The 19,072-nt window shown below is 52.5% G+C and carries 24 protein-coding genes; 13 read left to right on the forward strand and 11 right to left on the reverse strand.

From position 1 onward, the window contains the following. Window positions 1–77: hypothetical protein (locus tag FDW95_RS23390; protein ID WP_249358883.1), on the forward strand; the 77-nt coding region annotated here is incomplete at its 5' end. 236 nt (window positions 78–313) lie between these two features. After that, window positions 314–598 carry a DNA-binding transcriptional regulator SfsB gene (gene sfsB, locus FDW95_RS02585; protein ID WP_115257384.1) on the forward strand — a complete coding sequence of 95 codons (285 nt, stop codon included), beginning with the start codon at window positions 314–316 and terminating at the stop codon, window positions 596–598. Window positions 599–654: 56 nt separating this feature from the next. Here the strand turns inward: sfsB and murA are convergent, their stop codons facing one another. The 7 genes from murA to mlaF all read right to left on the reverse strand — a co-directional run bounded on the left by murA (window position 655) and on the right by mlaF (window position 5,505). Next, the gene (gene murA, locus FDW95_RS02590; protein WP_096755510.1) at window positions 655–1,914 is read right to left on the reverse strand and encodes a UDP-N-acetylglucosamine 1-carboxyvinyltransferase; all 1,260 of its coding nucleotides are present in this window, start codon (window positions 1,912–1,914) and stop codon (window positions 655–657) included. A 53-nt stretch (window positions 1,915–1,967) separates the two neighbouring features. Further along, the gene (gene ibaG, locus FDW95_RS02595; protein WP_005121314.1) at window positions 1,968–2,222 is read right to left on the reverse strand and encodes a BolA family iron metabolism protein IbaG; all 255 of its coding nucleotides are present in this window, start codon (window positions 2,220–2,222) and stop codon (window positions 1,968–1,970) included. Window positions 2,223–2,393: 171 nt separating this feature from the next. Then, window positions 2,394–2,687 (reverse strand): lipid asymmetry maintenance protein MlaB, encoded by a 294-nt coding sequence (gene mlaB / locus FDW95_RS02600; protein WP_115257383.1) that lies wholly within the window; start codon window positions 2,685–2,687, stop codon window positions 2,394–2,396. Further along, window positions 2,687–3,322: a phospholipid-binding protein MlaC gene (gene mlaC, locus FDW95_RS02605; protein WP_115257382.1), complete on the reverse strand. Its 636-nt coding sequence runs from the start codon at window positions 3,320–3,322 to the stop codon at window positions 2,687–2,689. The genes mlaB and mlaC overlap by 1 nt, the downstream gene beginning before the upstream one ends. Window positions 3,323–3,340: 18 nt before the next feature. Further along, window positions 3,341–3,898, reverse strand: a complete 558-nt coding sequence (gene mlaD, locus FDW95_RS02610) for an outer membrane lipid asymmetry maintenance protein MlaD (RefSeq protein WP_115259895.1) — start codon at window positions 3,896–3,898, stop codon at window positions 3,341–3,343. A 4-nt stretch (window positions 3,899–3,902) separates the two neighbouring features. Further along, window positions 3,903–4,685, reverse strand: a complete 783-nt coding sequence (gene mlaE, locus FDW95_RS02615) for a lipid asymmetry maintenance ABC transporter permease subunit MlaE (RefSeq protein WP_045448070.1) — start codon at window positions 4,683–4,685, stop codon at window positions 3,903–3,905. Between the two features lie 7 nt (window positions 4,686–4,692). Beyond that, window positions 4,693–5,505, reverse strand: coding sequence for a phospholipid ABC transporter ATP-binding protein MlaF (gene mlaF / locus FDW95_RS02620; protein WP_115257381.1), 813 nt, complete (start codon window positions 5,503–5,505; stop codon window positions 4,693–4,695). 215 nt (window positions 5,506–5,720) lie between these two features. On the opposite strand from mlaF, the gene FDW95_RS02625 reads away from it, so the two are divergent. The 11 genes from FDW95_RS02625 (at window position 5,721) to npr (ending at window position 13,657) form a co-directional block, all read left to right on the forward strand. Further along, window positions 5,721–6,698 (forward strand): calcium/sodium antiporter, encoded by a 978-nt coding sequence (locus tag FDW95_RS02625; protein ID WP_096755506.1) that lies wholly within the window; start codon window positions 5,721–5,723, stop codon window positions 6,696–6,698. Window positions 6,699–6,711: 13 nt separating this feature from the next. Further along, window positions 6,712–7,698, forward strand: coding sequence for an arabinose-5-phosphate isomerase KdsD (gene kdsD, locus FDW95_RS02630; RefSeq protein ID WP_096755505.1), 987 nt, complete (start codon window positions 6,712–6,714; stop codon window positions 7,696–7,698). Window positions 7,699–7,729: 31 nt separating this feature from the next. Then, the gene (kdsC, locus tag FDW95_RS02635; RefSeq protein ID WP_115257379.1) at window positions 7,730–8,296 is read left to right on the forward strand and encodes a 3-deoxy-manno-octulosonate-8-phosphatase KdsC; all 567 of its coding nucleotides are present in this window, start codon (window positions 7,730–7,732) and stop codon (window positions 8,294–8,296) included. Further along, window positions 8,293–8,868, forward strand: a complete 576-nt coding sequence (lptC, locus tag FDW95_RS02640; protein ID WP_115257378.1) for an LPS export ABC transporter periplasmic protein LptC — start codon at window positions 8,293–8,295, stop codon at window positions 8,866–8,868. Before kdsC ends, lptC begins: the two co-directional genes overlap by 4 nt. Next, window positions 8,837–9,391 carry a lipopolysaccharide ABC transporter substrate-binding protein LptA gene (gene lptA, locus FDW95_RS02645; protein WP_115257377.1) on the forward strand — a complete coding sequence of 185 codons (555 nt, stop codon included), beginning with the start codon at window positions 8,837–8,839 and terminating at the stop codon, window positions 9,389–9,391. Before lptC ends, lptA begins: the two co-directional genes overlap by 32 nt. Window positions 9,392–9,397: 6 nt before the next feature. Next, a complete protein-coding gene (gene lptB / locus FDW95_RS02650) occupies window positions 9,398–10,123 on the forward strand; it encodes an LPS export ABC transporter ATP-binding protein (protein ID WP_040234138.1) in 726 nt (241 codons plus the stop codon). Between the two features lie 46 nt (window positions 10,124–10,169). Beyond that, entirely contained in the window at window positions 10,170–11,603 is a 1,434-nt protein-coding gene (gene rpoN, locus FDW95_RS02655; RefSeq protein WP_115257376.1) for an RNA polymerase factor sigma-54, read from the forward strand. A gap of 22 nt (window positions 11,604–11,625) precedes the next feature. Further along, the gene (gene hpf / locus FDW95_RS02660; RefSeq protein ID WP_003025078.1) at window positions 11,626–11,913 is read left to right on the forward strand and encodes a ribosome hibernation promoting factor; all 288 of its coding nucleotides are present in this window, start codon (window positions 11,626–11,628) and stop codon (window positions 11,911–11,913) included. A gap of 83 nt (window positions 11,914–11,996) precedes the next feature. Beyond that, window positions 11,997–12,488: a PTS IIA-like nitrogen regulatory protein PtsN gene (gene ptsN, locus FDW95_RS02665; protein ID WP_096755500.1), complete on the forward strand. Its 492-nt coding sequence runs from the start codon at window positions 11,997–11,999 to the stop codon at window positions 12,486–12,488. Between the two features lie 45 nt (window positions 12,489–12,533). Then, window positions 12,534–13,388: an RNase adapter RapZ gene (rapZ, locus tag FDW95_RS02670; protein WP_096755499.1), complete on the forward strand. Its 855-nt coding sequence runs from the start codon at window positions 12,534–12,536 to the stop codon at window positions 13,386–13,388. Next, window positions 13,385–13,657, forward strand: coding sequence for a PTS phosphocarrier protein NPr (gene npr, locus FDW95_RS02675; protein ID WP_096755498.1), 273 nt, complete (start codon window positions 13,385–13,387; stop codon window positions 13,655–13,657). Before rapZ ends, npr begins: the two co-directional genes overlap by 4 nt. Before the next feature lie 137 nt (window positions 13,658–13,794). Here the strand turns inward: npr and mtgA are convergent, their stop codons facing one another. The 4 genes from mtgA to FDW95_RS02695 form a co-directional block, all read right to left on the reverse strand. Then, window positions 13,795–14,514 (reverse strand): monofunctional biosynthetic peptidoglycan transglycosylase, encoded by a 720-nt coding sequence (gene mtgA / locus FDW95_RS02680; RefSeq protein WP_115257374.1) that lies wholly within the window; start codon window positions 14,512–14,514, stop codon window positions 13,795–13,797. Next, on the reverse strand, window positions 14,511–15,164 hold the full coding sequence (elbB, locus tag FDW95_RS02685) for an isoprenoid biosynthesis glyoxalase ElbB (protein ID WP_115257373.1): 654 nt from the start codon (window positions 15,162–15,164) through the stop codon (window positions 14,511–14,513). The genes mtgA and elbB overlap by 4 nt, the downstream gene beginning before the upstream one ends. 229 nt (window positions 15,165–15,393) lie before the next feature. Beyond that, window positions 15,394–17,730 carry an aerobic respiration two-component sensor histidine kinase ArcB gene (gene arcB, locus FDW95_RS02690; RefSeq protein ID WP_115257372.1) on the reverse strand — a complete coding sequence of 779 codons (2,337 nt, stop codon included), beginning with the start codon at window positions 17,728–17,730 and terminating at the stop codon, window positions 15,394–15,396. Window positions 17,731–17,925: 195 nt separating this feature from the next. Further along, on the reverse strand, window positions 17,926–18,855 hold the full coding sequence (locus tag FDW95_RS02695; protein ID WP_115257371.1) for a TIGR01212 family radical SAM protein: 930 nt from the start codon (window positions 18,853–18,855) through the stop codon (window positions 17,926–17,928). Window positions 18,856–19,072: the final 217 nt, after the last annotated feature.

A 19,072-nucleotide genomic window follows, 5' to 3' on the forward strand; every position in this document is an offset into this window, starting at 1 on the left:
TTCAGGTACTCCCTGAAACGCAATGGAAAGAAGCCCTGATTGGCCTGGCACATATCGCCGTACAGCGCGACCGTTAATCCTTTCCTCACCTTTCTTCGTATAACATCATCCCGTGCACTGCACGGGATTTTTTATATTCCAGTAAATTCCAATAAGAACAACAATTTTACATAACACTAGAAAAAATCTTGATTTATTCTGAATATACAAACCCTTTACACGAACATTTTAGAACATTCGTTCTCCGCGAGTATAGTGTCACTACTGGCTAATTGTTAAACCATAAGTGGTGAACCAAAGGAGAAAGGGACGTATGGAAAGCAAACTCATTGACTGGCATCCAGCTGATATCATCGCAGGACTGCGCAAGAAAGGGACCTCAATGGCCGCAGAGTCGCGGAGAAATGGGTTGAGTTCATCAACGCTGGCAAATGCGTTAACTCGTCCATGGCCAAAAGGAGAAGTCATTATCGCTAAAGCGCTAGGCACGGAACCTTGGGTAATTTGGCCGTCGCGATATCACGACGCAAAGACGCATGAATTCATCGACAGAACACGGATGATGAGAGTGCGTAAAGAGAAAATGCCCCTCGAGTGAAGTGCTGAACAGTGACCCCTGAACAAAAACCAAGGGGTCACTAGACACGTTGACTATTACTCGCCTTTCACGCGCTCGATATTTGCGCCCAGCGCACGCAGCTTATCTTCGATGCGCTCATAGCCACGATCGATGTGATAAATGCGATCAACTACCGTGGTGCCTTCTGCAATACAGCCTGCCAGTACCAGGCTTGCTGATGCACGCAGATCCGTTGCCATCACCTGCGCGCCGGAGAGCGTTTCAACGCCGTGACAAATCACGGTATTGCTTTCAATCTCTGCGTGAGCGCCCATACGGCTAAGTTCAGGCACGTGCATGAAGCGGTTTTCAAACACGGTCTCCGTGATGAAACCGGTGCCTTCTGCCACCAGATTCAGCAGCGTGAACTGTGCCTGCATGTCAGTCGGGAACGCCGGATGCGGAGCAGTGCGCACATTGACCGCTTTCGGACGCTTGCCGTGCATGTCGAGGCTAATCCAGTCGGCCCCGACTTCAATATCCGCACCTGCATCACGCAGTTTCGCCAGAACGGCATCCAGCGTGTCCGGTTGTGCGTTATGGCAGATGATTTTGCCGCGAGAAATCGCCGCTGCCACCAGGAACGTCCCGGTTTCAATACGGTCTGGCAGAACGCGATACACGCCGCCACCGAGACGCTCAACGCCCTCGATGGTGATACGATCGGTGCCCTGACCGGTGATCTTCGCACCCAGTGCAATCAGGAAGTTCGCGGTATCAACGATTTCCGGCTCGCGCGCGGCGTTCTCGATGATGGTCGTACCTTCGGCAAGCGTAGCCGCACACATGATAGTGACCGTCGCGCCGACGCTCACTTTATCCATCACGATGTGCGCGCCTTTCAGACGGCCATCAACGGACGCCTTCACATAGCCTTCTTCCAGCTTGATGGTCGCCCCTAACTGCTCCAGACCGGTAATGTGCAGGTCAACCGGACGCGCGCCAATCGTGCAGCCGCCCGGCAGTGATACCTGGCCCTGACCAAAGCGAGCCACCAGCGGCCCCAGCGCCCAGATGGACGCGCGCATGGTTTTTACCAGGTCGTATGGCGCGCAGAAGACGTTAACATCGCGAGCATCAATGTGCACGGAACCGTTACGTTCAACCTTTGCGCCCAGCTGACTCAGCAGCTTCATCGAGGTATCAACGTCCTTCAGTTTCGGGACGTTTTGGATTTCGACAGGTTCTTCTGCCAGCAATGCCGCAAACAGGATTGGCAGTGCGGCGTTTTTAGCGCCTGAAATTGTGACTTCGCCCTGGAGCTTAGTCGGCCCCTGTACACGAAACTTATCCATTATTCTGTTCTCTGTTAAGAATTCATATTCGCTACCGGCGCATCACCCGTAGCTCAAAAACCGTTAAGTTTGCGATCGCGTGCCCATTCCGCTGGGGTAAATGCTTTGATCGACACGGCATGAATGCGGTTGTCCGCAATGTACTCCATCAATGGGCCATAGACCGATTGCTGCTTCTTGACCCGGCTCATGCCGTCAAACATCTCACCCACGGCAATAACCTGAAAGTGACTGCCATCGCCAGAGACGTGGACTTCCTGGAGGGAGAGTGCGTTCATCAGCACGCTCTGAATTTCATTATTTTCCATGGGCTCTTCATTCGTCAGATAGTGAAAACAGCCCAACATCTTAGAGCAAAGTTGCGCTGTCATAAATAAGCAAAAAGCCTCGCCGATAAATCAGACAAGGCTTTGGTGGCTGCTACCCCCTCAGGGGGTTTGCCGGATGGCGGCACAAGACCTTATCCGGCCTACAAAAAATTAACGCGGAAGGACATCGTCAGGCAGATTGTAAAGCTTTGCCAGCGTATAAACCTTATCGTTCACACCGCTGAGTACAACACGGTTCCCCTTCCTCTTGCCCTGGTCAATAAGATGGACCAGCAGTGCCAGTCCACCGGTATCAACCCGGGAAACCTGGCTCAGATCGATGCAGGTAACCCCTTTCATCGCTTCAACACGCGCATCCCATAATGGGTTTAACACGTCCTGATCCAGTTCCCCCACCAGCAACAACTTGTCACCTTCACGCGCCCAGGCGAGTGACTGCGTCATTATTTTTTCTCTTCCAGCGTGATTTTCTGCTGAGAAATAGATTTCAGTTGCGCCGTCAGGCCATCAATACCTTTGGTCCGCAGCAGGTCACTCCACTCATTTTGTTTGGTGGTGATCATGCTGACACCTTCGGCGATCATGTCATACGCCTGCCAGTGACCGGTCTGGGAGTTTTTACGCCACTGGAAATCCAGACGTACCGGAGGACGGCCATTCGGATCGATAATGGTGACACGGATCGGCACGATGGTCGCGTCACCCAGCGGTTGTTCCGGGGCAATCTGATAAGTCTGGCCATGGTACATCGCCAGCGCCTGGCCGTAGGCCTGTTTCAGGTACTCACGAAACGCAGCAAAATACGCGTCACGTTGTGCAGGCGTCGCTTCTTTGTAATAACGACCCAGCACCAGCGCGCCGGCATATTTCACCTGCACGTACGGCAACAGCTCCTGATCGACGATATCACGCAGGTAATCCGGGTTAGAACGGATTTTCGGCTGTTCGTTCTTCAGACGGTCGAAGGTTTTCTGCGCCGCCTCATCCATCTGTTTGTAAGGGTTGGCTTGATCCGCTGCCGTTGCTGCGCTAAGTGGAGCAATGACCAGCATAGCCACCATCATCAATCGTTTAAACATATGTCGATTCTCCTGAGATTATTTCGTCGCGCCCGCAGGCGTGGTGGCTTCATTATTACCCTGAGCCGCAGTCGGCGCATCGCCAGAATTCTTATTGTCATCGCCTTTACTGTTACTGTTGTAAAGGAACTGACCAATCATATCTTCCAGCACCATCGCCGATTTGGTGTCCTGGATCGTATCACCATCCTTGAGAATAGCGGTTCCCAGTTCAGGATCCTCAAAACCGACGTTCAATGCCAGATATTGCTCACCCAGCAGACCGGAAGTGCGGATACTCAGCGAACTGGTATCTGGAATCTGGTTAAAGCGCGATTCAATCTCCAGCGTCACACGCGGCAGGTACGATTTCGGATCCAACGAAATGTCCGACACGCGTCCAACAACTACCCCGCCAATCCGCACCGGAGAGCGTTCTCTCAAGCCGCCAATGTTATCAAAGGTCGCATAAATCGTGTAGGTCGGCTCAGTACGCATAGAGGTGACGTTAGCTGCTTTCAGGCAGACAAACAGCGCCGCCAGCAGCGCAACCAACAGGAATAACCCGACCCAAATTTCATTTTTTTTCGTTTGCATGAACTCAATTCCCAAACATCAGTGCGGTCAGCACAAAATCCAGCCCCAGAACGGCAAGAGAGGCGTGCACAACGGTACGTGTCGTTGCCCGGCTAATCCCGGCAGAGGTCGGGATTGCATCATAACCATTGAACAATGCAATCCATGTGACCGTAATGGCGAACACCACGCTCTTAATTAAACAGTTGACCAGGTCCAGGCGCCAGTCGACGGCATTTTGCATCGCAGACCAGAAAAAGCCTGCATCAATACCTTTCCAGCTTACGCCGACCAGTGAACCGCCCCAGATACCTACCGCGACAAAAATAATCGTCAGCAGCGGCAGTGAAATCACCCCCGCCCAAAAGCGTGGGGATATCACCCGACGCAGGGGATCAACCGCCATCATTTCCATACTGGAAAGCTGTTCGGTTGCCCGCATCAGACCAATTTCTGCGGTTAAGGCCGACCCGGCTCGCCCGGCGAACAGCAGCGCCGCCACAACCGGTCCCAGTTCACGCAGCAGCGAAAGCGCCACCAGCATACCAAGACTGGTTTCCGCACTGTAGGTGGTCAGAACCAGGTATCCCTGCAGCCCCAACACCATACCGATGAACACGCCAGAAACGATAATAATCAGCATCGACAAGACGCCGACATTATAGAGCTGACGGATCAGAAGCGGCGCATGTTTGCGAAACTCCGGCTTGCCGACTACCGCATTGAACAACATTAATCCGGCACGCCCGAACGTCCTGAGGGTTTTAATCCCTCGATGTCCGAGTGAGGCCAGCGCATTTAACAACATGGATGGCTTAACTCCCTGTTTTAAGTAAATCGGAGTGGTAATCGCCCGCCGGGTAGCGGAACGGAACCGGCCCATCAGCAATGCCATCGAGGAACTGACGTACACGCGGATCGGCATTTTCTTGCAGTGCCTGAGCACTACCGTAGGCCACAATTTTTTTATCCGCCATTATATAGGCGTAATCCGCAATACTCAGAACCTCCGGCACATCATGAGACACCACCACACAGGTGACACCCAGTGTGCTGTTCAGTTCAGAGATCAGCTTCACCAGCACGCCCATGGTGATGGGGTCCTGACCGACAAACGGCTCATCAAACATGATCAGGTCTGGCTCCAGCGCAATGGCACGTGCAAGTGCGGCACGTCGCGCCATCCCACCAGATAATTCAGAAGGCATTAATTTTGCTGCACCACGCAGGCCAACGGCCTCAAGCTTCATCATCACCGTGCTTTTCAGCAACGGCGCGGGTAGCGTCGTATGCTCACGTAGCGGATAAGCGACGTTGTCGAACACGTTCATATCGGTAAACAGCGCACCCGATTGAAACAGCATACTCATACGTTTACGCACGGTGTATAACCGCGAACGAGACATGGCCGGGACGTTCTCGCCATCAAACAGGATCTCACCCTTATCCGGGGGAATTTGTCCGCCAATCAGACGCAACAGCGTCGTTTTGCCGATGCCTGATGGCCCCATGATCGCCGTTATCTTGCCGCGCGGCACCGTCAGGGAAATATTATCAAAAATGCAGCGGTCGCCTCGGGAAAAGCTGACATCGTGCATATCGACTAGATTCGCCACAGACTGACCCATTGATTCATCCTTTACTATTGCCTCGTTGATCGAAGAGTTTGGCGCTCAATTTAGCCATGAACCCAACATATTTACAGATTATTACCCGCTCTGGTTAGCGAAAGCTGGCATTTGTTTTACTTTTTAGCCGCATAAAGTCAAAATTAAGACTTCGTTACGGCTTCCAGAAGATCCTTCACGTGGACCGGCGAGTATACCTGAAGAAAGGACTTTAGATGCTTTTAGCGACGGCGCTGTTAATAATTGGTTTACTTCTGGTGGTCTACGGTGCCGACCGTCTGGTATTTGCCGCCTCTATTTTATGTCGCACCTTCGGCATTCCCCCCATCATCATTGGGATGACCGTCGTCAGCATAGGCACATCGTTACCTGAAATTATTGTCTCCGTTGCCGCCTCTATGAATGGGCAGCTCGATTTAGCCGTCGGCACCGCGCTCGGCTCAAACATCACCAATATTCTCCTGATTTTAGGCCTGTCAGCGCTGATTCACCCTTTTACCGTGCATTCTGATGTTCTGCGTCGCGAATTACCGCTAATGTTGCTGGTCAGTATTCTGGCCGCATCCGTGCTGTACGACGGGGAACTAAGCCGCAGCGATGGTTTTTTTCTTCTGCTTCTGGCCGTGCTATGGCTGCTATTCATTGTTAAAATCGCGCGGTTGGCGGAACGGGAAGGCAATGACAGCCTGACCCGGGAGCAGGTGGCAGAACTGCCGCGCGAAGGGGGACTACCTGTCGCCTTTCTGTGGCTGGGCATTGCGCTGATTATTATGCCAATGGCAACGCGAATGGTGGTCGATAACGCCACCGTACTGGCGAATTACTTTGCCATGAGCGAACTCACCATCGGATTAACGGTGGTGGCGATTGGCACCAGCCTGCCAGAGCTGGCAACGGCTATCGCGGGCCTGCGTAAGGGTGAAAATGATATTGCTGTCGGCAACATCATCGGTGCCAACATTTTTAATATTGTTATCGTTCTCGGACTCCCCGCACTGATCACACCGGGCGAGGTCAATCCGATGGCCTTCGTCCGTGACTACAGTGTGATGCTACTGGTAAGTGTTATTTTTGCATTACTCTGCTGGCGACGTCCGCGCCAGATTGGTCGCGGCGCGGGTGCACTGCTGACCGGCGGTTTTATCATATGGCTGGCGATGCTGTATTGGGTATCGCCACTTCTCGTTGGATAACTGGAAACGCATTATGTCGCACTTAGAGTTGCAACCGGGTTTTGACTTTCAGCAAGCAGGCAAGGAAGTCCTGGCTATTGAACGTGAAGGCCTGGCGGAGCTTGATCAGTACATCGACCTGAACTTTACCCTCGCCTGTGAGAAAATCGTCAACTGCGCGGGTAAAGTTGTGGTGATGGGAATGGGGAAATCCGGGCATATCGGGCGCAAAATGGCCGCCACGTTTGCCAGTACCGGTACACCGTCCTTTTTCGTACATCCTGGCGAAGCCGCACACGGCGATCTGGGCATGGTATCGCCGCAGGATGTGGTGATCGCCATTTCTAATTCCGGTGAATCCAATGAGATTGCCGCATTAATTCCGGTGCTCAAACGCCTTCACGTCCCGCTTATCTGCATGACCGGTCGTCCGGAAAGCAGCATGGCGCGTGCAGCAGATGTGCATCTGTGTGTTAAAGTACCCAAGGAAGCCTGCCCATTAGGTCTGGCGCCGACCAGCAGCACAACCGCGACGCTGGTGATGGGCGATGCGCTCGCCGTGGCATTATTGAAAGCCCGCGGCTTTACTGCGGAAGATTTTGCGTTGTCGCACCCCGGTGGCGCACTGGGGCGTAAGCTTTTGCTGCGCGTTAACGATATTATGCATACGGGCGACGAGATCCCGCATGTGAATAAAAACGCCAGCCTGCGCGATGCGTTACTTGAGATTACGCGTAAAAATCTCGGCATGACCGTCATTTGCGATGACACCATGAAGATCGACGGCATCTTCACGGATGGTGACTTACGCCGCGTCTTTGATATGGGCGTTGACGTTCGCCAGTTGGGGATTGCCGACGTGATGACCCCCGGGGGCATTCGCGTGCGTCCGGGCATTCTTGCCGTGGACGCTCTGAATTTAATGCAATCCCGCCATATTACCTCGGTGATGGTTGCTGATGGCGACCGTTTACTCGGTGTGTTACATATGCATGATCTCCTGCGTGCAGGCGTAGTGTAAAAAGTAGAGTAGAAACGCAAGGATAAAAGAAATGAGTAACGCAGGTGCGTCGCTTGCGACCTGTTATGGACCCGTCAGCGCTGAAGTCATCACCAGGGCAGAGAATATTCGTCTGCTGATCCTTGATGTGGATGGCGTACTGTCTGATGGCCTGATTTATATGGGCAACAACGGCGAAGAGCTCAAGGCGTTTAACGTCCGTGATGGCTACGGAATTCGTTGTGCGCTCACTTCCGGTATCGAGGTTGCTATTATTACCGGACGAAAGGCTAAACTTGTAGAAGACCGCTGTAACACGTTGGGGATTACCCATCTGTACCAGGGACAGTCGGACAAACTGGTCGCCTTCGACGATCTGCTCAACAAGCTGGCGATCGCGCCGGAACAGGTGGCATACGTCGGCGACGATCTGATCGACTGGCCGGTGATGGCGAAAGTCGGATTAAGCGTGGCGGTAGCGGATGCCCACCCGCTGCTGATCCCCCGTGCCGACTATGTCACGCGCATTGATGGAGGGCGCGGCGCGGTACGTGAGGTCTGCGATTTATTACTCCTGGCGCAGGGCAAACTGGACGAGGCCAAAGGTCAATCGATATGAGCAAAACCAGACGTTGGGTTATCATTCTACTGTCGCTGGCCGTCCTTGTGCTGATCGGTATTAACCTGGCAGACAAAGACGACACCACTCAGGTGGTAATCAATAACAACGAGCCGACCTATAAGAGCGAACATACCGACACTGTCGTGTATAGCCCGGAAGGCGCACTGAGCTATCGACTTATCGCTCAACACGTTGAATATTATTCCGATCAGGCTGTTTCGTGGTTTACTCAACCGGTATTAACCACGTTTGATAAGGATAAAGTGCCGACCTGGTCTATCAAGGCTGATAAAGCAAAATTGACTGAGGATCGGATGCTGTATCTGTATGGCCATGTTGAAGTCAACGCCCTGGTGGCAGACTCTCAACTACGCAGAATTACGACCGATAACGCGCAGATTAACCTGGTGACGCAAGATGTCACCTCAAACGATCTGGTCACGTTGTATGGAACAACATTTAACTCCAGCGGACTGAAGATGCGCGGCAATTTACGCAGCAAGAACGCCGAGCTGATTGAAAAGGTTAGAACCTCATATGAAATCCAAAACAAACAAACTCAGCCTTAATCTTGTGCTTGCCAGCTCCCTTCTGGCCGCCAGCATTCCGGCATTTGCCGTCACCGGCGATACCGAGCAGCCGATTCACATTGAATCGGATCAGCAGTCCCTGGATATGCAGGGTAACGTGGTGACATTTACCGGTAATGTTATCGTGACGCAGGGCACCATCAAAATTAATGCCGATAAGGTTGTCGTGACCCGTCCGGGCGGTGAAGACGGTAAAGAAGTGATCGATGGCTACGGCAATCCGGCAACGTTTTACCAGATGCAGGATAACGGTAAACCCGTTAACGGCCATGCCTTACAGATGCACTATGAACTGGCAAAAGATTTCGTTGTGCTGACGGGTAAAGCCTATCTGGAGCAGGTGGACAGCAACATCACCGGCGACAAAATTACCTATCTGGTAAAAGAGCAGAAAATGCAGGCCTTCAGCGATAAAGGCAAACGCGTCACTACCGTTTTAGTGCCGTCACAGCTGCAGGATAAAAACAAAACCAAAGCTCCGGCAGAGAAAAAAGGTAACTGATTCGTTATGGCAACATTAACTGCAAAGAACCTTGCAAAAGCCTATAAAGGCCGCCGTGTGGTGGAAGACGTCAGTCTGACCGTCAACTCTGGGGAGATCGTCGGTCTGCTCGGCCCTAACGGTGCGGGCAAAACAACGACCTTTTACATGGTGGTGGGCATTGTGCCGCGCGATGCGGGCAACATCATCATCGATGACGAAGACATCAGCCTGCTGCCGCTGCATGCACGCGCCCGTCGCGGCATCGGTTATTTACCGCAGGAAGCCTCTATTTTTCGTCGTCTGAGCGTGTTTGATAACCTGATGGCGGTACTGCAAATTCGTGACGATCTCTCCAGCGAACAGCGCGAAGATCGTGCTAACGAACTGATGGAAGAGTTCCATATCGAACACCTGCGGGACAGCCTGGGACAGTCGCTGTCCGGGGGGGAACGTCGCCGTGTGGAAATCGCTCGAGCATTGGCTGCAAATCCGAAATTTATCCTGCTGGATGAACCATTTGCGGGCGTTGACCCGATCTCCGTTATCGATATCAAACGTATCATTGAACACCTGCGCGACAGCGGACTGGGCGTGCTGATCACCGACCATAACGTACGTGAAACGCTGGCGGTCTGTGAACGCGCCTATATTGTGAGTCAGGGACATCTGATAGCACACGGCACGCCAACCGAAATACTGCAAGACGAACACGTTAAGCGCGTATACCTTGGGGAAGACTTCAGACTCTGATAGGGTAGAAGACGTCACGTTACTGCAGGAGAAAACCACTCTGAACATGAAGCAAGGTTTGCAACTCAGGCTTAGCCAACAACTGGCAATGACGCCTCAGCTACAACAGGCTATCCGTCTGTTGCAGTTGTCTACGCTGGAACTTCAGCAAGAACTTCAGCAAGCGCTGGAAAGTAACCCACTGCTCGAGCAAACCGATCTTCACGACGAAATTGATACCCAGGAAAAACAGGACAGCGATTCCCTCGATACCGCAGATGCTCTCGAACAAAAAGAGATGCCGGAAGAACTGCCGCTGGATGCCAGTTGGGATGAAATTTACACCGCAGGCACGCCGTCGGGCACCAGTGGGGATTACATCGACGACGAACTGCCTGTGTATCAGGGTGAAACCACGCAATCATTACAAGATTACCTGATGTGGCAAGTGGGATTGACCCCGTTCTCGGATACCGATCGCGCCATTGCGACGTCAATTGTCGATGCGGTTGATGACACCGGATATCTCACCGTTTCTCTGGATGATATTCTCGAGAGCATGGGTGATGACGACATTGGTCTCGATGAAGTCGAAGCCGTGCTAAAACGCGTTCAACGTTTTGATCCGGTTGGCGTGGCGGCGAAAGATCTCCGCGACTGCCTGTTGATTCAACTGTCGCAGTTTGACAAAGCCACACCATGGCTGGAAGAAGCCCGCCTGATCATCAGCGATCACCTCGATCTGTTAGCCAATCACGATTTCCGCTCGCTCATGCGCGTTACCCGGTTGAAAGAAGATGTGCTGAAAGAAGCCGTCAACCTGATCCAGTCGCTGGATCCGAGACCCGGGCAGTCGATCCAAACCGGTGAGCCAGAGTACGTGATCCCAGATGTACTGGTGCGCAAACATAACGATCGTTGGGTCGTCGAACTGAACAGCGACAGCATTCCGCGTCTACAGATTAATCAGCACTATGCCGCCATGTGCAATGGCGCGCGCAACGATGCCGACAGCCAGTTTATTCGCACCAATCTCCAGGATGCAAAGTGGCTGATTAAAAGTCTGGAAAGCCGTAACGACACGCTGTTGCGCGTCAGTCGATGTATTGTTGAGCAACAGCAAGCCTTCTTTGAGAAAGGTGAAGAATTTATGAAGCCGATGGTGCTGGCGGATATCGCCCAGGCCGTCGAGATGCACGAATCGACCATTTCCCGAGTGACCACGCAAAAGTATCTGCACAGTCCACGCGGCATTTTTGAACTCAAGTATTTCTTTTCCAGCCACGTCAACACTGAGGGCGGGGGCGAAGCCTCTTCTACAGCGATACGCGCACTGGTGAAGAAATTAATTGCTGCGGAGAACCCTGCGAAACCGCTGAGTGACAGCAAGTTAACCTCTATGCTGTCAGAACAGGGTATCATGGTGGCGCGCCGCACCGTTGCGAAGTACCGAGAGTCTTTATCCATTCCGCCGTCTAACCAGCGCAAACAGCTGGTCTGACCCAACCGATAAGGAAGACACTATGCAGCTCAACATCACTGGAAACAACGTCGAAATCACTGAAGCACTGCGTGACTTTGTGAACACAAAGTTCGCCAAACTTGAGCAATATTTCGACCGGATTAATCAGGTCTATATTGTGTTGAAGGTGGAGAAGGTGACACACATCTCGGATGCAACACTGCATGTGAACGGTGGCGAAATTCATGCCAGCGCGGAAGGTCAGGATATGTACGCCGCCATTGACGGTTTAATTGATAAACTGGCTCGGCAGTTAACAAAACATAAAGATAAACTGAAACAGCACTAACTTGTCCGGGCAGTTAGCGGGTGCAGGACGGCCTGTTGTGCAGCACAACGGGCCATTTGTACAGTTAGCGCTTAGGTGAAATTATGACAAATAACGATACGACTCTACAACTGAGTACTGTTCTTAACCAGGAATGTACGCGCTCTGGTGTTCACTGCCAAAGCAAAAAACGCGCTCTGGAAATCATCAGCGAACTGGCAGCAAAGCAGCTCAGCTTGCCTTCTCAGGTGGTATTTGAAGCCATTCTGACGCGTGAAAAAATGGGCAGTACCGGCATCGGCAATGGTATTGCCATTCCGCACGGAAAGCTGGAAGAAGACACGATGCGCGCGGTCGGCGTGTTTGTGCAGCTCGAAACGCCTATCGCATTCGACGCCATTGATAATCAACCGGTCGATCTGTTGTTCGCCCTGCTGGTTCCCGCAGACCAAACCAAGACGCATTTGCACACCTTGTCACTGGTTGCAAAACGTCTGGCGGATAAAACCATCTGTCGCCGCCTGCGTTCCGCGCAGAGCGATCAGGAGCTGTATCAAATCATCACGGACACCGAAGGTGTACAGGATGAAGCATAACAACCCAATGGCACCCTTTTTTGTCGTTGTGAGGAGAAACAGTACATGGTACTGATGATCGTCAGCGGTCGTTCAGGGTCAGGCAAATCTGTTGCCCTGCGAGCGCTGGAAGATATGGGTTTTTACTGCGTGGATAACCTTCCCGTAGTGCTGTTGCCCGATCTGGCCCGCACCCTGGCCGATAGCCAAATTTCTGCGGCCGTCAGCATTGATGTGCGCAATATGCCTGAGTCACCAGAAATTTTCGAGCAGGCAATGAATAACCTGCCTGAAGGTTTCTCGCCGCAGCTGCTGTTCCTCGATGCTGACCGTAACACGCTGATCCGTCGCTACAGTGATACCCGTCGACTGCACCCACTCTCCAGCAAAAATCTGTCACTGGAAAGTGCTATCGATAAGGAAAGTGACTTACTGGAGCCACTGCGTTCTCGCGCGGATCTGATCGTCGATACCTCTGAAATGTCCGTGCACGAGCTGGCAGAAATGTTGCGTACCCGACTGCTAGGCAAACGTGAACGTGAACTGACCATGGTATTCGAGTCCTTTGGCTTCAAGCACGGCATCCCGATTGATGCGGATTACGTCTTTGACGTGCGCTTCCTGCCAAACCCACACTGGGATCCTAAACTGCGTCCGATGACCGGTCTGGACAGGCCCGTTGCCGCGTTTCTCGACCGCCACACAGAAGTACACAATTTTATCTACCAGACTCGCAGCTATCTTGAGCTATGGTTACCCATGCTGGAGACTAACAACCGCAGCTACCTCACCGTAGCCATCGGCTGTACCGGCGGGAAACACCGATCGGTGTATATTGCAGAGCAACTGGCTGACTACTTCCGCTCTCGCGGTAAAAACGTGCAGTCACGCCATCGCACGCTGGAAAAACGCAAATCATGACCGTAAAACAGACTGTCGAAATCACCAATAAGCTGGGCATGCACGCCCGGCCTGCGATGAAGCTGTTTGAATTAATGCAGGGTTTTGAGGCGGAAGTGCTGTTGCGTAACGATGAAGGTACAGAGGCGGAGGCGAACAGCGTCATCGCCCTGCTGATGCTGGATTCCGCCAAAGGTCGCCAGATAGAGGTTGAAGCCTCTGGTCCACAGGAAGTAGAAGCCCTGGCTGCGGTGATTGCGCTGTTTAATTCGGGATTTGACGAGGATTAGTCAGTACAGAGCTACCATTTCAGCACGTAGCCAGTAGGTCGGACAAGGCGTTTACGCCGCATCCGGCAATGTCGTTGTGTCGTATTCTGCCTGATGCGCTGCGCTTATCAGGCCTACAAAAACAGCGTCAGCATCGACTAATACAGCTTATTTTCCCGCATAAACGACTCACCGCCTAACTGGCGCATTTGCCGCATGATCCATGCCTGGCGGTTACGTACATAGCCTGACGGGGCATTCGCCTTAAAACGCAGAGGATTTGGCAGCACCGCCGCAAGCAGCGCTGCTTCAGACTGACTCAGGCGGCTGGCCGGTTTATGGAAATAATGTTGTGCTGCCGCTTCTACGCCGAATACACCGTCGCCAAACTCGGCGATATTCAGATAAACCGTCAGAATACGTTTCTTACTCCACACTGTTTCCATGCCCAGTGTGAGTCCGGCCTCAAGACCTTTACGCACCCAACTGCGTCCATCCCACAGAAAGAGATTTTTTACTGTCTGCTGCGAGAGCGTCGATGCTCCACGAATGCGGCTTTCATTGCGCTCATTATGCGCCAGCGCCTTTTCTATCGCAGAGACATCAAATCCCCAGTGCTGCGGAAATTTTTGGTCTTCTGCGGCAATAACCGCCAGCCCCATCCACGGTGAGATCTCATCCATACTGACCCAGTCAGAATGCGCCACATAGCCGAAATCACCGTGCAACCAGGCGCTAATTTGTCGTTCAGCCATCACCGCTGAAAAGGGCACGGGCAGCACGCTAAAGAGGGCGATGCCCCCGCCCCAGAACACGGCGAGGACAATGACCGCCCGCAGAAAGAGTCGCCGCAAACTGGCGGTCACCCCTTTTTTCATTCAGTCAGCACCAGCACACGCGAGACCAGCTTGTCGATACCGCTCGCCGCCTGGGCAATATCCTGTGCCAGCATATAAGCCGGCGTGGTGACGATTTTGTGGTCTTCATCAACCACAATATCATCGACCGGACACGGCACATGCTCTGCCCCCATATCTTCCAGCACTTCCGCAGTATCGATATCGGTGCCAATCGTCAGACGCAGCGGAAAATCAAATATTTTAGGCAGCATCGCTGGAGCAATACACATGAACCCCAACGGCTTACCGGATTGATGCATGGCGACTGCCAGCGCGGCTAAGTCGCTCTCCACCCGGCATTCGCTTCCCTGGCTGGCGAAATTGCTCAGGTTCTTTGCTGCACCGAATCCACCAGGGACAATCAGCGCATCCAGTTCAGCAGAGACCGCCTGGGCAAGCGGGCGGATATCACCACGGGTTATACGTGCAGCCTCAATCAGGACATTGCGGGTCTCCTGCATGGGTTCGCCCGTCAGATGATTAATCACATCTGCTTGTTGTTTATCCGGCGCAAAGCAGATGGCCTGAGCCCCGTTGCGGGCAATAGCCAGCAGCGTTAACACGGCTTCATGGATCTCCGAGCCGTCATACACGCCGCATCCACCGAGCACTACGCCAATTTTCTTCATCGTGAGACTCCTTTCGCAACTGGCTGTAGTATATTAATAATTCTTATTAAAATGCTACGCTTCACACATTTAACTGATTCATGTAACAAATTATTTAAGATTTGCTATCTTAACTGCGTGCGGCCTGAAAATTAGGGCTGCGCCCTTGTAAACAATGATAATAATTTACGGCGCAGCCACGATTTCCCTGGTGTTGGCGCAGTATTCGCGCACCCCGGCTAAGCCGGGGTCATTTTTTTTCAACACTCGCCACCCAGGCTCTTAATACCGCCACGTCGTGCTGCCACTCCTGCTTCATCTCTTCAATCCATTCCCCCACGTTGTCCTCCCAGGCAGGAAGGTCCGGGGATTGAATTTGCTGACCCAGCTGTTGCAGATGGCGCAGTCCCACTGACCCCGCGGCACCTTTGATTTTATGGCCTTCCTCAACAACGCCTTTTTTATCACGCGCGGTCAGGTTGGACTCCAGCACACTTAAATAACCCGGCATCATCTTCTCAAATACCGCCAATCCGTCGGTAATTAACTTCGGTCCCACCAGCTCGAGGTATTGTTCCAACATGGGAATATCTAACAGCGCTTGCGATTTACTGCTTTCTTCAGATGTCACAGTGCTCTCCTCTTTGTTTCGGGTATCCCAGTATTTTTTAATCATGGCGGTTAACGCCGGTACCGACAGCGGCTTGCTCAGCACGTCATCCATACCCGCTTCCAGATATTCTTTTTTGTCTTTCAGAACGTTAGCGGTGAGCGCCACCAGCGGCGGCAGATCTTCCCGCACGTACTTTTGCGTTAACTCTCTGGAGATATCCAGACCCGTCATATCCGGCAACTGAATATCCAACAGCACCAGATCGTACTCACCCGGTTTGAACATTTCCAGCGCGGCTTTCCCGGTCATGGCGACGTCCACGCTGTTACCCAGTTTTTCCAGCACCGAACGGGCGACAATCACGTTCAGTTCAATGTCCTCAACCAGCAGCACATTCAGGGCAGGCAACGGCATGTCGTCTTCTTCAAAGGCGTCTTCAATCTCTTCCGCAACGGCTGGGGCATGAACGGTAAGGGTAAAGACGGAACCTTTCCCCGGCTGGCTGGAAACCGTAATATCGCCGCCCATGTTTTTCGCCAGACGACGAGACACTGCCAGACCAATCCCGGTCCCGGTGGCCGGTTTACCGCCATTGCTGTCCTTCACCTGATAATACATGGCGAAGATTTTATCCTGCTCATCCTGCGGAATACCGATACCAGAATCTTCCACTTCAAAATGCAGCATGTTGCCTTTGTCATAGCGCGCCCGCACGGTGACCTGCCCTTTCTGGGTAAACTTCACGGCGTTGCTGATCAGATTCCACAGGATTTGACGCAGACGCGTCCCGTCGGTAATGACCTTATGCGGCAGCGGCAAGGTCGGATCAAGTACAAAGCGCAGCCCTTTTTGCTGCGCCTGCAGGCCGGAGAGGTTTTCCAGATCCGCCATAAAGCTGGTGAAATCTATCGGCTGGTTATCGAGCTGAACTTTACGCCGCTCCATCTTATCCATGTCGATAATATCGTTGAAAATATTCCCAAGCGTAACGGCGGAAACATGGATAGTTTTCAGGTATTTTTCCTGCTCAGCGGTCAGATCCGTATCCAGCAGGATCCGACTCAAACCGACAATACCATTCAGCGGCGTACGCAGTTCGTGGCTGATGGTGGAAATAAAGGTCGTCTTGTCACGGCTGGCACGTTCAAGTGCATCCTGGTAGCGCTTGCGCTCGGTAATATCGCGGCCAAAGCCCATCAGGCCGTGTCGTTTACCGACGCGATCGTAATAAGGCACTTTACGAATTTCAAAGCAGGCTTTACGTCCGTCCGGGTAATCCAGCCATTGTTCATAGGTCAACGAGACATTATGGCGGAACACTTTCTCGTCGGTTTCGATAACTTTTTCAGCCGCTTCTGGCGAGTAAACTTCAATCGGTTTTAAATTCACCAGTTGCTTTTCGCTCTTGCCTGTCAGCAATTCCATGGCGCGGTTACAGCCGGAGAACTCTTTATCTTCATTGCGATAAAAAACCAGATCCGGTGAAGCATCGAGAAAAGAACGCAGAAAAGAGGATTGTTGTTCCAGTTGGATCTGCGCTTCTTCACGCTCTTTAATTTCGACTTTGAGTTGTTCAAACGTTTCCTGGCGCTCCGCTTCCGCCTTTTCACGTTCGACAATCTCCTGGTTAAGCTGCGCAATATTGTCCTTTAACTGCACGTTAAGCTTGAGATCGCGTTCGCGCATCTCTTCCAGCTTCTGCACCAGTCGTGACAGCCGTTGCCGGGACTCCTCCAGTTGCTCCACGACCACTGACAGGAAATAGACCGCCCAGGGGGTAATTAACAGGCCAAAAAAGATGGAACGTATTACATCAATACTTTCTACCTGGCCATGCAGCACCATGGTGACGGCCATTTGCACCACTATGGCCAACACCACCAGAGCCAGCGCCAATAGCAGCGAAAAGCGCACCAGACCTAATTTCATCATCAGGTCGACATAATACTGCGCCAGCATTCGAATTTGCTTCATAGAGGGTTCCTTCACGACAACTTGGCACAATAATACTCAATTCTCGGCGTGACGTTTGAGATTGTGCAATAAATGCGGAGGCTATCGGTGAAATGACTGAGGAGAGGTCATCGTAGACCTGATAAGCGAAGCGCCATCAGGCAAGCAGGCGCAGATTGCCGGAGGTCGGCTTTGCCTTATCCGGCCTACAGAGGGTTAGCTCCCCGGCTGAGCCCACGGCGTTCCAAGAGCGGAGCCTTGTACACCATGCTCATTGAGATAACGGTCCAGTTCGACCATCCCGGTCCAGCGATTTTCACACCACAGCGGCGCAAGTAACGTCGGGCGACGGGCGCTGGCAGAAATACGATGATAAATAACCTCTGGCGGCGTATGGCGAATCATCTCGCCCGCCGTCACGGTGTAATCGGCCAGCTCAATACCGCTCAGACGCCCTGCTTCCCAGGCCTTCGCCATAATGCTGCCCTTCACGATATGCAGCGGATGCAGCTTAATGCCATCAACGCCGGTCTCCACCACGCGCGCCAGCGTTTGCAGACATTCCGCTTGCCCTTCTCCCGGCAGGCCAACAATCAGATGTGAGCACACTTTCAACCCACGCTCACGCGCCAACTGCGTGGTGCGTTGATAGCAGGCAAAGTCATGCCCACGGTTAATACGGTGCAGCGTTTTATCATGGGCCGTTTGCAGCCCCAGTTCCAACCACACCTCGTAGCCCTGGTCTTTATATTCGCACAGCAGATCGAGCACCGCCTCTGGCACGCAGTCAGGGCGCGTCCCGACGCACAGCCCGACAATATTGGCCTGAGTGACCGCCTGCTGGTACATCGAACGCAGCACCTGCACTTCGGCAAACGTGCTGGTATAAGCCTGAAAATAGGCCAGGTAGCGCTTGGCGCGATTCACCAGTTGAGCCTGATGTTCGAGCTGCTCAGCAATCGAATGATGCTGCTGTGCCTCATCGGCAAAGGAGGCGACATTACAGAAGGTGCACCCGCCACGTCCAATGGTGCCATCGCGATTTGGGCAGCTAAACCCGCCGTGCAGCGTGAGTTTATGAACCTTTTGCCCATAACGACGAGAAAGATCCCCACCAAACATATTGACTAATTTCTGTAACTGCATAATCTGATAGACCGCGCCTTGAAAAGAGGCCAAAGCCTGCCATTTTTAGCCCCCGTCGGCGATGACCTGGATCAATCGCCCCGGCGTGCTTTTATTTATTGCATATTCAAGCAAAATAAATGAAATTTCATTCAATCAAAATGTGATTACTTTTCCTTATATCCGGTGATTTTTTTTATCCTCCGACGGCCAACGGATAAAAACAGTATCTTTAAGA

Source organism: Citrobacter sp. wls718 (assembly GCF_005280945.1).
GTDB lineage: Bacteria > Pseudomonadota > Gammaproteobacteria > Enterobacterales > Enterobacteriaceae > Citrobacter > Citrobacter gillenii.

What these genes read in the sequence shown, in the direction of transcription:
- sfsB (WP_115257384.1), top strand. Translation starts at nt 314, where the DNA reads ATGGAAAGCAAACTCATTGACTGGCATCCAGCTGATATCATCGCAGGA.
- murA (WP_096755510.1), bottom strand. Translation starts at nt 1,914, where the DNA reads ATGGATAAGTTTCGTGTACAGGGGCCGACTAAGCTCCAGGGCGAAGTC.
- ibaG (WP_005121314.1), bottom strand. Translation starts at nt 2,222, where the DNA reads ATGGAAAATAATGAAATTCAGAGCGTGCTGATGAACGCACTCTCCCTC.
- mlaB (WP_115257383.1), bottom strand. Translation starts at nt 2,687, where the DNA reads ATGACGCAGTCACTCGCCTGGGCGCGTGAAGGTGACAAGTTGTTGCTG.
- mlaC (WP_115257382.1), bottom strand. Translation starts at nt 3,322, where the DNA reads ATGTTTAAACGATTGATGATGGTGGCTATGCTGGTCATTGCTCCACTT.
- mlaD (WP_115259895.1), bottom strand. Translation starts at nt 3,898, where the DNA reads ATGCAAACGAAAAAAAATGAAATTTGGGTCGGGTTATTCCTGTTGGTT.
- mlaE (WP_045448070.1), bottom strand. Translation starts at nt 4,685, where the DNA reads ATGTTGTTAAATGCGCTGGCCTCACTCGGACATCGAGGGATTAAAACC.
- mlaF (WP_115257381.1), bottom strand. Translation starts at nt 5,505, where the DNA reads ATGGGTCAGTCTGTGGCGAATCTAGTCGATATGCACGATGTCAGCTTT.
- FDW95_RS02625 (WP_096755506.1), top strand. Translation starts at nt 5,721, where the DNA reads ATGCTTTTAGCGACGGCGCTGTTAATAATTGGTTTACTTCTGGTGGTC.
- kdsD (WP_096755505.1), top strand. Translation starts at nt 6,712, where the DNA reads ATGTCGCACTTAGAGTTGCAACCGGGTTTTGACTTTCAGCAAGCAGGC.
- kdsC (WP_115257379.1), top strand. Translation starts at nt 7,730, where the DNA reads ATGAGTAACGCAGGTGCGTCGCTTGCGACCTGTTATGGACCCGTCAGC.
- lptC (WP_115257378.1), top strand. Translation starts at nt 8,293, where the DNA reads ATGAGCAAAACCAGACGTTGGGTTATCATTCTACTGTCGCTGGCCGTC.
- lptA (WP_115257377.1), top strand. Translation starts at nt 8,837, where the DNA reads ATGAAATCCAAAACAAACAAACTCAGCCTTAATCTTGTGCTTGCCAGC.
- lptB (WP_040234138.1), top strand. Translation starts at nt 9,398, where the DNA reads ATGGCAACATTAACTGCAAAGAACCTTGCAAAAGCCTATAAAGGCCGC.
- rpoN (WP_115257376.1), top strand. Translation starts at nt 10,170, where the DNA reads ATGAAGCAAGGTTTGCAACTCAGGCTTAGCCAACAACTGGCAATGACG.
- hpf (WP_003025078.1), top strand. Translation starts at nt 11,626, where the DNA reads ATGCAGCTCAACATCACTGGAAACAACGTCGAAATCACTGAAGCACTG.
- ptsN (WP_096755500.1), top strand. Translation starts at nt 11,997, where the DNA reads ATGACAAATAACGATACGACTCTACAACTGAGTACTGTTCTTAACCAG.
- rapZ (WP_096755499.1), top strand. Translation starts at nt 12,534, where the DNA reads ATGGTACTGATGATCGTCAGCGGTCGTTCAGGGTCAGGCAAATCTGTT.
- npr (WP_096755498.1), top strand. Translation starts at nt 13,385, where the DNA reads ATGACCGTAAAACAGACTGTCGAAATCACCAATAAGCTGGGCATGCAC.
- mtgA (WP_115257374.1), bottom strand. Translation starts at nt 14,514, where the DNA reads ATGAAAAAAGGGGTGACCGCCAGTTTGCGGCGACTCTTTCTGCGGGCG.
- elbB (WP_115257373.1), bottom strand. Translation starts at nt 15,164, where the DNA reads ATGAAGAAAATTGGCGTAGTGCTCGGTGGATGCGGCGTGTATGACGGC.
- arcB (WP_115257372.1), bottom strand. Translation starts at nt 17,730, where the DNA reads ATGAAGCAAATTCGAATGCTGGCGCAGTATTATGTCGACCTGATGATG.
- FDW95_RS02695 (WP_115257371.1), bottom strand. Translation starts at nt 18,855, where the DNA reads ATGCAGTTACAGAAATTAGTCAATATGTTTGGTGGGGATCTTTCTCGT.